The sequence below is a fragment of the Fontisphaera persica genome, assembly GCF_024832785.1.
GTDB classification, from domain to species: Bacteria; Verrucomicrobiota; Verrucomicrobiia; order Limisphaerales; family Fontisphaeraceae; genus Fontisphaera; species Fontisphaera persica.
Map to the genome: position 1 here is coordinate 1457450 of NZ_CP116615.1, position 12938 is coordinate 1470387.

At 58.3% G+C, this 12938-nt stretch carries 10 protein-coding genes; 5 read left to right on the plus strand and 5 right to left on the minus strand.

The window, feature by feature from the left end:
* Positions 1 to 24: 24 nt before the first annotated feature.
* Positions 25 to 1008 (plus strand): DUF4380 domain-containing protein, encoded by a 984-nt coding sequence (locus tag NXS98_RS05035; protein WP_283847384.1) that lies wholly within the window; start codon positions 25 to 27, stop codon positions 1006 to 1008.
* 1 nt (position 1009) lies between these two features.
* On the opposite strand, the gene NXS98_RS05040 is transcribed toward NXS98_RS05035, so the two are convergent.
* Positions 1010 to 2404 carry a Gfo/Idh/MocA family protein gene (locus NXS98_RS05040; RefSeq protein ID WP_283847385.1) on the minus strand — a complete coding sequence of 465 codons (1395 nt, stop codon included), beginning with the start codon at positions 2402 to 2404 and terminating at the stop codon, positions 1010 to 1012.
* A 123-nt stretch (positions 2405 to 2527) separates the two neighbouring features.
* On the opposite strand from NXS98_RS05040, the gene NXS98_RS05045 reads away from it, so the two are divergent.
* Positions 2528 to 3349, plus strand: a complete 822-nt coding sequence (locus NXS98_RS05045; RefSeq protein WP_283848124.1) for a glycosyltransferase — start codon at positions 2528 to 2530, stop codon at positions 3347 to 3349.
* A 23-nt stretch (positions 3350 to 3372) separates the two neighbouring features.
* Here NXS98_RS05045 and NXS98_RS05050 read toward each other — a convergent pair whose 3' ends face one another.
* From NXS98_RS05050 to NXS98_RS05060, 3 genes are read right to left on the minus strand one after another with little or no spacing between them, the layout of a single operon-like run.
* A complete protein-coding gene (locus NXS98_RS05050; protein WP_283847386.1) occupies positions 3373 to 3903 on the minus strand; it encodes an STAS domain-containing protein in 531 nt (176 codons plus the stop codon).
* A 6-nt stretch (positions 3904 to 3909) separates the two neighbouring features.
* Positions 3910 to 5079 (minus strand): DNA polymerase III subunit delta, encoded by a 1170-nt coding sequence (gene holA / locus NXS98_RS05055; RefSeq protein ID WP_283847387.1) that lies wholly within the window; start codon positions 5077 to 5079, stop codon positions 3910 to 3912.
* 32 nt (positions 5080 to 5111) lie between these two features.
* The gene (locus tag NXS98_RS05060; protein ID WP_283847388.1) at positions 5112 to 5573 is read right to left on the minus strand and encodes a bifunctional nuclease family protein; all 462 of its coding nucleotides are present in this window, start codon (positions 5571 to 5573) and stop codon (positions 5112 to 5114) included.
* A 99-nt stretch (positions 5574 to 5672) separates the two neighbouring features.
* On the opposite strand from NXS98_RS05060, the gene NXS98_RS05065 reads away from it, so the two are divergent.
* The gene (locus NXS98_RS05065; RefSeq protein ID WP_283847389.1) at positions 5673 to 6161 is read left to right on the plus strand and encodes an adenylyltransferase/cytidyltransferase family protein; all 489 of its coding nucleotides are present in this window, start codon (positions 5673 to 5675) and stop codon (positions 6159 to 6161) included.
* A gap of 40 nt (positions 6162 to 6201) precedes the next feature.
* On the opposite strand, the gene carB is transcribed toward NXS98_RS05065, so the two are convergent.
* The gene (carB, locus tag NXS98_RS05070) at positions 6202 to 9405 is read right to left on the minus strand and encodes a carbamoyl-phosphate synthase large subunit (protein WP_283847390.1); all 3204 of its coding nucleotides are present in this window, start codon (positions 9403 to 9405) and stop codon (positions 6202 to 6204) included.
* A gap of 666 nt (positions 9406 to 10071) precedes the next feature.
* Here carB and NXS98_RS05075 point away from each other — a divergent pair.
* The gene (locus NXS98_RS05075; RefSeq protein WP_283847391.1) at positions 10072 to 11238 is read left to right on the plus strand and encodes a DUF4912 domain-containing protein; all 1167 of its coding nucleotides are present in this window, start codon (positions 10072 to 10074) and stop codon (positions 11236 to 11238) included.
* 83 nt (positions 11239 to 11321) lie between these two features.
* The gene (locus tag NXS98_RS05080) at positions 11322 to 12896 is read left to right on the plus strand and encodes a glycoside hydrolase family 57 protein (protein WP_283847392.1); all 1575 of its coding nucleotides are present in this window, start codon (positions 11322 to 11324) and stop codon (positions 12894 to 12896) included.
* Positions 12897 to 12938: the final 42 nt, after the last annotated feature.

Sequence of the window (12938 nt, forward strand, 5' to 3'; positions counted from 1 at the left end):
CTGCGCCTTGAACAACTGCACTGCATGAAAACATGGTTTTCCTTTCAGCATCTGGCGTGGGGATTGCTCGTTGGCTGCCTGCCACTTCTCAGCGCCCACGCTGCCACGGCCCATATCACTCCCATTTCTTACCACGGTTATACCCATGCCTGGCGTTTGGATAATGGCCTCATTGAGGCGGTCATTGTGCCGGAAATTGGGCGGCTTATGCATCTCAGTCTCAAAGGCGGCAGCAATGTGCTCTGGGTTAATGACAAACTCATGGGCATGCGGCTGGATGGAAAACAAAATGCCTGGATCAACCTCGGCGGTGACAAATCATGGCCCTCGCCGGAAGCCGAGTGGGGGCGATATACTGGCGACAAAACTTGGTTTCCCCCGCGAGCTTTTGATGGCCTGCCCGCCCTGGCGTATGCCACCAACCAAACAGTGGTCATGGTCAGTCCAGTGGATGCTCACTACGGCATCCGGGTCATCCGCGAATTTGCAATGGCCGCGCACGGGCCGGTGTTGACCGTGCGCACCCGTTACGAAAGGTTGAGCGGGGAACCTTCGCGCGTGGGTATTTGGATTATTACCCAGTTGCGGGATCCTGAAGCAGTATTGATCCCTCTTCCGGGTGCTACCAGTGCAGCCCAAAGTTGTGTGGCGCTGTCCCGCACCCTCCCCCCTTCGCTTACCTTGGCGACCAACGGCTGGCTGGCGTTAAAGCGTGATCCGCGGGATGCCTACAAAATCGGGACGCCCGCCAGCACGTTAATCTGGGTGGGAAAAGAAGCTGTCGTGCGCATTGATTCGCCGCGCTTGGACGGCGCAGATTATCCTGACCGCAACAGCAGCGCCGAAGTGTACACCAACGGCGGGGAATTGGAGTACGTCGAGCTTGAAATGCTGGGACCGTTACACCGGCTGGCCCCCGGCCAATCCATCTCCCAAACCAATACCTACACCCTGCACCCGCGCCATGGCCGCCCCGCCCTGCAAGCCGCCATGGAGGCCATGCGCTGATTCACACTTCCCAGCCGGCGCGGTATTTGCGTTTGAGCAGTTTATTGGCCTCTTGGTTATTGGTAAACCGCATCGCGCTGGCGTTCCATTTCAATTCGGTTTCCGGTATCTGCACGGCCACCGTTCCCAACAAGATTGCTTCGGTCATCGGCCCGGTCTGCGCGAAATGGGACTCTGTCATTTCCCCTCCTAGGCAGGCATCCACATAATGATGATAGTGATTGCGGCGAGGCACGGCGGGCTTCTTGAACTCCCTGAATTTGGCGTCAGGCAGCAACAGGGGACCGCGCCCCAATTCCATGAGGAGCGAGCCTTCGGTGCCGATAAGCATCATGGACTCCGGTGGATAATCTTTCACTGAATACATCGCCATGATTTCCCGCGGGGGATAAAATTCGCCATCGAACCACTCCACCGTTAATTCCTTTTCAGCCGTAAGGGCGTTGCCAGGAAACACCCACGTGATGTGATTGGCCTGCGGCCAGGTATCGGCCCGCCGCTCCGGGGAGTTCTTCCATGATTCCTGCACGCGGGCATACACCGACTTCGGCGCTTTGAGGTACAGACCTTTCCAGACAGCATCAAAGATGTGACAACCAATGTCCCCGCTCCATCCCGTCCCGAAGTCCAGCCAGGCGCGCCATTTTACGGGATGATAAATGCCGGGGACATACGGCCGCATGGGCGCGGTGCCAATCCAATAGTCCCATTGCAGATGCGCCGGTGGCTCCTCCCCTTTTGGCGGACGCGGGCCTTGCAGGCGGTATTGCTCCACCGCACCCGGCCGGTTGGCCGTTAAGTACACATGCTTGATCTGACCAATGGCCCCCTGGCGCAACAATTGCACCGTAACCATATCTCCCAGTCCACTGGCCATTTGGGTGCCCAGTTGCGTGACTACCTTGCGCTTGACCGCCTCCCGGGTCAAGGCGCGCACCTCGGCCACGTCGTGGCACATCGGTTTTTGCACGTACACATGCTTGCCCTTTTGAATGGCTCGATAGGCAATGGGGAAATGCATGTGGTCCGGCACGGTAACGTTCAGGGAATCCACCTTGTTCCCCTCCTGGGCCAAAAGTTCCCGCCAGTCACGATACTGCCGGGCACTGGGCACTTTATGAGCGGCCGCGGCCAGATTTTGAGCATCCACATCGCATAGCGCCACGATCTCCACCTTGGGATGCTTCATGAACTCGTTCATGTCCGCCACGCCCATGCCCCCTGTGCCGATGCAGGCATGACACAATTTACTGTTGGGTGCAGCCGAAAGCAGGCCCGAAGGCAAAACCAACGGAGCCACGCCAGCCATGGCCGACCATCGCAAAAATCGCCGCCGGGAAAGGGAAGACACGCTCACGGAAGGGACGGCAACCTTTGGTTCAAGGGTGGTTTTCATGAGACCACCATACCCCTCCCCGACTCGCAATCAAGTCAGAAAGCTGTGCCGAGCCATGAGCAGCCGTTGGCATGCACTTAAAGTTTGCTCATCAGGGCGCGGATTTGCTAAGCACTGCGCGTGATGGAACGGGACCCCAGCTTGTTGCTCCTGATTCCTGCCTATAACGAAGAGCAGCGAATCGGGCCGGTGCTCCGCGAATATGGCGCATGGTTTCGCGACCATTATCGCGGCCCTTTTCAATTGGTGGTGGTGCTCAATGGCTGCCGGGACAATACCCGGGGGGTGGTGGAAGAGGTGGAGAAGGAGTTTCCGACCATTCGACATCTGGAATTTCCCGACCCCATAGGCAAAGGGGGGGCGCTTATTGAGGGGTTGAAGCTCGCCCCGCTGGCGGAAGCCATTGGCTATGTGGATGCCGATGGCGCCACTGCGCCTCCCGCCTTTTATGACCTCGTTCGGCACCTGCACCAGGCCGATTGCGTCATCGGCTCCCGCTGGTTGCCCGGCGCGGTGTTGCATCAAGTGCAAACAACCAAGCGGCGTTTCGCCAGCCGGGTTTTCCACGCCCTTGTGCAATTGCTGTTCTGGATGAATATTCGCGACACCCAATGTGGCGCCAAGGTGATGCGCCGGGAGGCTGTGGAAAAAATTCACTCCGCGTTGACTATCGCCGACATGGCTTTTGACATCAACCTGCTCTATGTGCTTCAGCGGGCCGGTTTCCGCATCCTGGAGGTACCCACGGAGTGGACGGATAAAATCGGCAGCAAAGTGACGCTGGGCCGCACTTCGCTGACCATGCTGCTCTCGGTTATCCGCCTGCGGCTGGTGTATTCACCCTTTTACAAGTGGCTGCGCCCCCTGCGCCCCCTGGAGGCATGGTTATACAAAAAACTGCGCGCTCCAGTGCCCTTATCCCATGGGGAGTCTCGCATCAAATGAGCTGGAAAAGTGGCCTGAGGGTTTCAGGTGCCCGCCGCCCCGTTGCTTTTCTGGCCCAAATCTTCCTCCAAAAATTTCACCACATCCTTGAAACGCGGCACATTGGCCGGGTTGACCGCCATGAGATTCTGATGCGCTTCCAGCGAAGTGGCGGCCAGCTCGGTTTTGGACGCCCCGCTATCGGATGGGCAAACTGGCTCATAGTTCATCCCCTCGAGGGCCAGGTTGTCGCGCAGCGGAAAATATTCCATGACGCCCAAGGTATCGAAAAGGCTCTGTACTCTGGGGGTGGGGCGGTAAAGCTCGACCTTGGGCGGGCCGGACGGCCCCGGCGGTGTTTTAATGGCAAATCCCAACAGAACGCCCAGAAAAGTGCTGTCCATCAAATCACAACGGCTCAAATCAAGCACGAAATGGGTGATGCCCCGTTGATACAATTCCAACAATAATTTCTTGAACTGGGGGCTGCATTTCATGCTGGCGCGCCCGTTGACCCGCAACACTGCCGTGCCCGCAGTCAGGCACACCTCGAGGGGACATTCGTTGGCATTCATAGATTGTTAGCGGGCGGCCGCATTGTGACGTTGCCCCGCCGGGTTTCCCACCAATTGCGTCAAGGCCTGCTGGAGAATCAACACTTCCTCCTGGCCTGTGCTGACCATTTTGACATTGGCCTCCAGCAGGATTTCCATGCCCCGCACCAATTCGGCCAGCGTATAGCGCGAGCTATGCTCCAGCGCCCTGAACAGCACATAGGGATTAATCCCCAAGGGGCTGAACTTTTTGTCCCGGGCCAGCCGTTCCGCAGGCCACTTCGACATTTGGGCTTTGACCTCTGCAAAACTCATGCGTGGCCGCAGCCAGCCTTCCTCGACAAGGACTTTGGCCATCAACATGGCGCGCAGTTTGGCAATCAGGCCGTAAATGAGGCCAATCTCCGAGCGTTTGCGATCCGTTTGCATGGCCCATATTTCTTCATCCAGGCGCTTCAGCAGCAGCGGCAGATTCCGTTCCCCCAATGCATCACCCAGGGCAAACGCCCGGGCGACTTTCTGGCGCGAGACCACAGCTTCGACATCGGCCTGCTCGATGCGACTGCGCTCCCCCACATATAGCGACAATTTTTCCACCTCGGCCACCAACTGCGCGGTGTTGGGGCCTACGGTTTCCACCAGTGCGCCAGCCACCATGTCCGAAATGCTCTTACCGCGGGCTTCCGCCTCCCGTTGAACCAACGCAGCAGCCGTGGCCTCCCAATCCCGGTCCTCCGCAGATAACGCCTCAAAAAATTCCACGCGGCCGGCTTTTTCCAGGGTTTTGAAAAAGGATTTGCGCCGGTCCACCTTGCCTGCAGAAATCACCAAACGCACGGAAGACCAGTCAAAATGCTCCAACAACTCCGCCAGGTCGCGCAGGGCCTCCTGAATCTCGGGCGCGCTGCCCATCTTACGTTCACCAGGCGCCTCCTCCGCCAGAAAATTACAACCCTTGAACCAAATGGCTTTGCCGCCGCCAAAAAAAGGCAAGGTGAGAAGCGCCTCGCGCAAACGCCCCAAGGCCTTCAACGCCTGCTCCGCGCCGGTGGCCGAGGCTTCGATGACCTCATGGTCCATGCCCCCCAGTTCCCGACACCACGTCTCAAAAAGTTCACGTGCACGACGTTGCACTGTGAACTCGTCGCTTCCACCGAATAACACCAACGGGCTGGCCGTGACGGCTCGGGCAGGCATGGGCTTTTTACCAGCAGCGTGTGGCAGGCGGCCTACTCGGGTTCATTCCCCTCGCCGGCCGCTTCGTTGTAACGGTGCAAATACTCGCTCATGTCCTCCACTTGGGAGAACAGGGACTGGGTAACAAAAATCGGGCGTTTCAGCGCCGTCGCCAAGGCCAGACAGTCGCTGGGCCGGGCATCCAACTCGAGGATTTTGCGGCCTAATTCATTCTGCTGCTGCAGAATCAAACGTGCAAAATAGGTGGAGTTTTTCACCTCGGTAATCACCACCCGTTCCACCGATACCCCCAGCCCCTTGAAAATATTGAGCATCAAATCATGAGTTAGCGGCCGCTCCTTGGCAATATCCCGCATGAACATGCCAATCACCGCCCCCATGTTATTCTCCACATGAATGACAAAAACCTTCTGGTCGTTGCCGATGAAAAGCGCACAGCCGTTGGTCGAGGGCACAATCCCCCGTATCTCCACCGGTATCACATCAGATTTCATACGCCGCATTAATGTAGCCCCAAAAGCCGGTTGCCGACAACTGCAAACTGGTCATTTCAGCATTGCAGGAAAGGGGTGAAACCGCCAGATTACCTGCGCGTGAATTCGCAGTCCAAAATCCTGTCCCGCAGCGAGTTGCCGGGCTGGCGCGAGGCTCTCCGCCGCGCCGGGCGGCGGCTGGCGGTTACCAATGGTTGTTTTGACCTGCTTCACGCCGGCCATGTAACCTACCTGGAGTCCGCCCGTGAAACCGCAGATGCCCTACTGGTGGCCGTGAACTCCGATGCTTCTGTGCGCCGCCTTAAAGGGCCTGGCCGCCCGGTAAATGGTGAGACTGACCGCGCCCGCGTTTTGGCCGCCCTGGCCTGCGTGGATGCAGTGACGATTTTTGACGAGCCGGATGCCTGCGCCGTTCTGGGGCTGCTCGCGCCTGAAGTTTATGTCAAGGGCGGCGACTACACCCTGGAGACCATCAACCAGGATGAGCGCCGCCTGGTGGAACGCCTTGGAGGCCGCGTCCTGATTTTGCCCGGCGTGCCTGGTCTTTCCACCACCGTCTTGTTACAGCGCTTGCAGGGAGGCCAATAAGGCCCCTGTTGTGGTTGTTCTGGTTGAGCCGTCTGCTATCCTAAAGAATCTGGCTATGATATTCCTGCAGTGACTTTACCGAAGCGCAACCCGCGCGCCACTCGGTAATTCCCACCACGGCCGCACGGGCCGCCGCCACGGTGGTTACGTAAGGAATCTTGTATTTGATGGCGGCCTGGCGGATGTAAGCATCATCGGTGGCACTCTTGCGCCCAATGGGCGTGTTGATGATGAGCTGAATCTCGCCGCTTTTAATCTCATCCACCACGTGGGGGCGCTGGTATTCGTGCAGTTTGTAGGTGCGCTCGCACCTCACCCCGTGATTATTCAAGTATTCCCAAGTCCCCGCCGTGGCTTTGAGGCGGAAGCCCAGGGTCAGGAATTGTCGCGCCACGTCCACCACCGCCGGTTTATCCGCGTCGGTTACAGAAATAAACACCGTCCCTTGCAGCGGCAACGCCGGCATGGCGGCTTGTTGCGCCTTGAAGTAGGCCAGCCCAAACGTGGAGGCCAGACCCAGGACCTCGCCGGTGGAACGCATCTCCGGCCCCAACACCGGATCCACTTCCGGGAACATGTTGAAGGGCAGAACCACTTCCTTGACTCCCACATAAGGGATGTGGCGTTTTTGCAATCCCAACTGGCGCAGCGGCTCGCCCAACATCAGGCGGGTGGCCAGGCGCGCCATGGGCACATTGCACACTTTGGAGACAAGCGGAACGGTGCGGGAAGCACGCGGGTTGGCCTCCAGGACATACACCTTGTCCCGATACACGGCATATTGAATGTTCATCACGCCGCACACCTTCAGCTCCCGGCTGATGCGCAGGGTGTAATCTTCAATGGTTTGCAAATGGCGTCCCGGCAAGGTCACGGGCGGAATGGCGCAAGCGCTGTCGCCGGAGTGAATGCCCGCCAGCTCGATGTGTTCCATGATGGCCGGCACATAAGACTCAGTGCCATCAGCCAGCGCATCCGCCTCGGCCTCGATGGCATTATCCAGAAAACGGTCAATCAAAATGGGCCGCTCCGGTGAAACATCCACCGCTCGGGCAAAATACTCGCGCAGCATCTCCTCGTCATGCACCACTTCCATGGCCCGCCCGCCTAAAACAAAAGAGGGGCGCACCATGACGGGATAGCCAATCTTGGCGGCCACATGCCTGGCCTCATCCCATGTGCTGGCCATGCCGGACTCCGGCATGGGAATGCCCATCTGTTGCATGCGCTGCCGGAAGCGGTCACGGTCTTCTGCGAGGTCAATCACGTCCGGGCTGGTGCCGAGGATGCGCACGCCACTGGCCGCCAATTCATTGGCCAGATTCAAGGGTGTCTGTCCGCCAAATTGCACCACCACCCCCTCCGGCTTTTCCTTGTGGTAAATGGCCAGCACGTCTTCCACGGTAAGGGGCTCAAAATACAACTTGTCGGAGGTATCGTAATCCGTGGAAACGGTTTCCGGATTGCAGTTGACCATGATGGTTTCGTAGCCGGCGTCCCGCAAGGCAAAGGCCGCATGCACGCAGCAGTAATCGAACTCGATGCCCTGGCCGATGCGATTGGGGCCGCCTCCCAGCACCATAACTTTCTTGCGCGAACTCACCGGCACGCGGTCCGGCCCGTTGTAGGTGGAATAATAATAAGCTGCGTTTTCAACGCCACTGACCGGCACCGCATCCCAATGTTCCACCACGCCAAGGGCCATGCGACGCTCGCGGATTTCCCGCTCCGGCACGCCCAGGATTTGGGCCAGGTATTTATCGGCGAAACCGTCGCGCTTGGCTTGAATCAACCATTCATCGGGCAGGCGTTTACCCTTGAACTTGAGGATTTTTTCTTCCAGCTCCACCAGTTCCTTCATCTGTTGAATAAACCAGGGTTTGATATGGGTCCGCGCGTACAAATCGGCAACCGTCGCCCCTTTGCGCAAGGCCTCATACATGATCCATTGCCGCTCGCTGCTCGGTTCATTGAGCAGGACGAGCAATTCCTCCAGCGATTTCTGGTGAAAATCCTTGGCAAAACCCAGACCATAACGCCCGTTTTCCAGGGACCGAATGGCTTTTTGAAAGGCTTCCTTGTAGGTTTTGCCAATGCTCATGACCTCACCCACCGCCTTCATCTGCGTCCCCAATTTGTCCTGGGCGCCGCGGAATTTCTCGAAGGCCCATCGGGCAAATTTCACCACCACGTAATCACCGGAAGGCGTGTATTTGTCCAGTGTTCCCTCACGCCAGTAGGGAATCTCGTCCAGCGTCAATCCAGCCGCCAGCTTGGCGGAAATCAGGGCAATGGGAAAACCGGTGGCCTTGGAAGCCAGAGCCGAGGAGCGGGAAGTGCGGGGATTGATTTCAATGACCACCACGCGCCCGGTCTTGGGATCATGAGCAAACTGGATGTTGGTGCCGCCAATGACCTGAATGGCTTCGACGATGCGGTAGGAATAATCCTGCAATTTGGCCTGCAATTTGGGGTCAATGGTCAGCATGGGCGCCACGCAGTAGGAATCGCCGGTATGCACCCCCATGGCGTCCACGTTTTCAATAAAGCAGACGGTGATCATCTGATTCTTGGCGTCTCGCACCACCTCCAATTCCAGCTCCTCCCACCCCAGGACGGATTCTTCTATCAATATTTGATGCACCATGCTGGCATCCAAGCCCCGGCTGGCCACGGTGCGCAATTCCTCGACATTGTAGCAATGTCCTCCGCCAGTTCCACCCAAGGTGTATGCGGGGCGAACCACGACAGGATAGCCCAGCTCGGCGGCCACTTTTTCGGCTTCCTCCACTGAAAAAGCCGGGGCACTGCGGGGCATGTCTATCCCCAGCCGCTTCATCGTTTCCTTGAAAACAATCCGGTCCTCCCCCTTTTCGATGGCATCCAAATCCACTCCAATAACGCGCACACCATATCGGGCCAGCACCCCGGCTTTGGCCAGTTGGGAGGAAAGATTCAATCCAGTCTGCCCGCCCAAATTGGGCAGCAATGCGTCCGGGCGCTCTTTCTCGATAATCTCGGTGAGGCTGGCCACCGTCAGCGGCTCAATATAAGTCGCATCCGCCATGCCCGGGTCCGTCATGATGGTGGCAGGATTCGAGTTCACCAGCACAATCTGGTAGCCTAATGCGCGCAAGGCCTTGCAAGCCTGGGTGCCGGAGTAATCAAATTCGCAGGCCTGGCCAATGACGATGGGGCCGGAACCGATGATAAGTACCTTTTTAATGTCGTCACGTTTGGGCATGGTAGTTCCTCCAATGAAATGAATGAAATGCGCGCAACGCCGCTTCAGGCCTGCCGCTCTGCACCCACGCACCACCGCCCAACCCGGGCTTGCCCCGCTGATTCCGGCGTGTTTATTCTACAACCGGCTGCCTCGGCCGATCTGCAGAGGAATCGCGGGGGCGATTCGCGGGCAAGGCCAGCCGTTCACCATGACGGCTAACCTGCGGATGACCGGAGCCGGTTTGCCTGAATCCCCAAGGAAAGTCAACGCTGTAAAGAATTCCATCACACTGGCGCAGGGCCCTGCAACGATGAGCAAGCTGGTGTTCTATTGACTTTTTTAGAATTTTTCTCCTTCAGCCGGTGCAGCTTTGATTTTCATTGGACGTTTCTTGCTCTGCTCGTTATCCTGTAGCCATGTGGCACAAAACGTGCCCGCTGCTTGTGCGTTGCCATGAAAACCAGGAAAACGCCTAAAAAGTCGCCCGCGGCCGTCACAAAGCCCAAAAAATCCCCCAACCTGCCCGCTGCCCAACCTGCCCGTCCCTCTCTCCAACGTTCAGGCAAAGCAGCCCCCGAAGCCCAGCCAGCCGTTGCGGTTAAGCGCCAAGCCCAGTCGGCTACCAAGCCAACTAGCCCCAAAGCCAGCAAGGCCACCAAAGCGCCGGCCCCGCGCAAAGTCAAAGTGCCCGCGATTTTAACCGAAGGCGATGTCCCCCCTCCGCCACCCGCGCATGGCCCCGGCCAAAAATTTGCCCTCGGTCCCACTCCGCCTCCGGCTCATGTGAGCGGGGGCGAACCGGGGGAACTTCCGGAAGCCTACGGGACGGGGATGCTGTTGCTTACTGCGCGCGACCCCCATTGGTTGTATGCTTGGTGGGACTTCACCGCCGAACAATTGCGGCAGTTCAATCGCCGTGCTGCCCAAGGCCATCTCACTTTACGGGTGTTCAAAGATAAGGTTGCCGAAAAACCGCATACCGAGGTGGCCGTTCATCCGGAATCCCGGAATTGGTTCGTGCATGTCGGCAAAGGTGGGACCCGGTACGTGGCCCAATTAGGCTATTACAACAAGCAACGCCGGTGGCAAAAGGTGGCCGAATCCGAGGCCACTTTCACCCCCCCTGACAGCTTGGCAGATGATATCACTGCCCGCTTCGCCACCGTGCCGCCCGATGTTTCCTTCGAGCGCCTGGTTGAAATCGTCAAAGAAGCCGCCCGCCAGCATTTGCCCCTGGCCCAAGCCATTTCTGAAATCGTCCAACCCCAGTCCGAAGATGCACCTGCCGCGGGACAAAGCGGAACAGTACCTGCGGAATTGCAGGTGCCGGGAGCGGTCGCACCGGCGGCCTGGACCCCCGAACAGGAAAAAGCCCTCGCCCGGATGATTTCGATTGATGCGGTGCGCCGCGTGTGGATTGGCTCGCTGGAAATTACCGAATTGGTGCGACGCCGTCTGGTCCAGGAACTGGCCTCCCAAGCGGCGGTCCCGCAACCTGGTGGTTTGGGGGCGCTGGCCAGTTTGGCCAGCCCCTTTGGAGGACAACCGCCCGGGCCCAAGGGCTTCTGGTTTAATGTGAATGCCGAACTGGTAATCTACGGGGCCACGGAGCCGGACGCTTCGGTCACCATCGCCGGCCGCCCCATTCAACTCAGGCCGGATGGCTCCTTTAGCTACCGTTTCGCATTGCCCGACGGCATGTATGACCTGCCGATTGTTGCTGTTTCTGCCGACAAATCGGAGGGGCGCGGAGCGGATCTCCATTTCAGTCGGCGCACTGAATACCAGGGGGAGGTGGGTATGCATCCCCAAGACCCCGCTTTACAACCGCCCCTGCCCGAAAATCTTTGAGGATAACCCCAAATACCATTCTCCTCCCCGCTGGCACTTCGCCGGCGGGGATTTACAAAATTTTTTCTTACCAGTCTTGAACCATGCTTGGATATCACGCCATCGTTTTACATGCCCATCTGCCCTTTGTCCGGCATCCAGAACACCCCAAATTCTTGGAGGAAAACTGGCTGTTTGAGGCCATCACGGAGTCTTACCTGCCGCTGTTGGAGGTCATTCAGGGATGGCAGCGGGATGGTTTGAACGCTCCCATCACGCTCAACCTATCGCCCACCTTGTGCGCCATGTTGCGGGACCCGCTGCTGCAATCCCGCTATGAACGGCATCTGAATGGTCTGATTGAGCTGGCCGAAAAGGAAATTCATCGCACGCATTGGGACCGTGCGTTTCATGAACTGGCGTGGATGTACCACCAACGCCTGAGCCGGGCGCGCGAGCTATGGCATGCGTGCCAATGCGACCTGGTGGCCGCCTTCGCCCGGTTGCAAGCCGCGGGCCGCATCGAACTGGTGGCCTGTGCCGCAACCCACGCCCTGCTGCCTTTGATGGCTCAACACCCCCCCTCCATCCGTGCCCAGTTGCTGACCGGACGCGATTATTACCGGGAATGTTTTGGGGGCAATCCGCGTGGCGTATGGCTTCCCGAATGCGCTTATGCGCCCGGCGTGGAAAACGTGCTCCAGGAGGCCAACATCCGCTGGTTTATACTCGATACCCACGGCGTGCTCCACGCCCAGCCACGCCCCCGCTACGGGGTGTTTGCGCCCATTTACACGCCCAATTGTATCGCTGCTTTTGGCCGTGACCTGGATTCCGCCCGCCAGGTATGGAGCCGCCACGAAGGTTATCCCGGCGATCCCCGCTACCGGGATTTTTACCGGGACATCGGCTACGACCTTGATTTCGATTATGTCCGGCCCTACCTCCCCAGCCCGGATTTACGCGGGTTCACCGGCTTCAAGTATTACCAAATTACCGGCGACACCCCCCATAAATTGGTGTACCAACCCAACGCCGCCCGCGATGCGGCGGCCAGCCACGCGGCGCATTTTCTCCAGTCCCGCCAGCAGCAAGTGGCGGAACTGGCGTCCGTCATGGACCTGCCACCGCTCATCGTCTCCCCGTATGACGCAGAATTATTCGGTCATTGGTGGTATGAGGGGCCGCAATTCCTTGATTTCTACGTGCGCAAACTTTGTTGCGACCAACACCAAATTGAACTCATTACCCCCAGCCAATACCTGCAACGCCATCCCACCCATCAAATCGCCACCCCGAGCACTTCAAGCTGGGGCGAGGAGGGCTATTGCAAACTGTGGTTGAATGAATCCAACCAATGGATTCTCCCGCATTTGCATGTGGCTCAAGAGCGCATGACGCAACTGGTTCACCGCTTTGCGGGCGCGGAGGGCCTCACCGCGCGGGCCTTGCGGCAAGCCGGCCGTGAGCTTTTACTGGCCCAAGCAAGCGACTGGCCATTCATCTTGCGCACAGGCACCAGCCCCGATTACGCCCGTCGGCGAGTTAAAGACCATTTGCTGCGGTTTATTGCGTTGCATGAACAACTGACCGCCACCCGCGTCTCGGAGGATTACCTGCAACGTCTGGAAGCAACCGACAACCTTTTCCCGAACCTCAATTACCAATACTGGGCCTAATTCGGCTGATTCCCGCAAGGAAGCAAAAGTTTTAAGGCTTCT

Coding starts and splice junctions, on each gene's coding strand:
- NXS98_RS05060 (WP_283847388.1), bottom strand. CDS start 5,573: ATGAAATCTGATGTGATACCGGTGGAGATACGGGGGATTGTGCCCTCG.
- carB (WP_283847390.1), bottom strand. CDS start 9,405: ATGCCCAAACGTGACGACATTAAAAAGGTACTTATCATCGGTTCCGGC.
- NXS98_RS05045 (WP_283848124.1), top strand. CDS start 2,528: ATGGAACGGGACCCCAGCTTGTTGCTCCTGATTCCTGCCTATAACGAA.
- NXS98_RS05050 (WP_283847386.1), bottom strand. CDS start 3,903: ATGAATGCCAACGAATGTCCCCTCGAGGTGTGCCTGACTGCGGGCACG.
- NXS98_RS05035 (WP_283847384.1), top strand. CDS start 25: ATGAAAACATGGTTTTCCTTTCAGCATCTGGCGTGGGGATTGCTCGTT.
- holA (WP_283847387.1), bottom strand. CDS start 5,079: ATGCCTGCCCGAGCCGTCACGGCCAGCCCGTTGGTGTTATTCGGTGGA.
- NXS98_RS05040 (WP_283847385.1), bottom strand. CDS start 2,404: ATGAAAACCACCCTTGAACCAAAGGTTGCCGTCCCTTCCGTGAGCGTG.
- NXS98_RS05080 (WP_283847392.1), top strand. CDS start 11,322: ATGCTTGGATATCACGCCATCGTTTTACATGCCCATCTGCCCTTTGTC.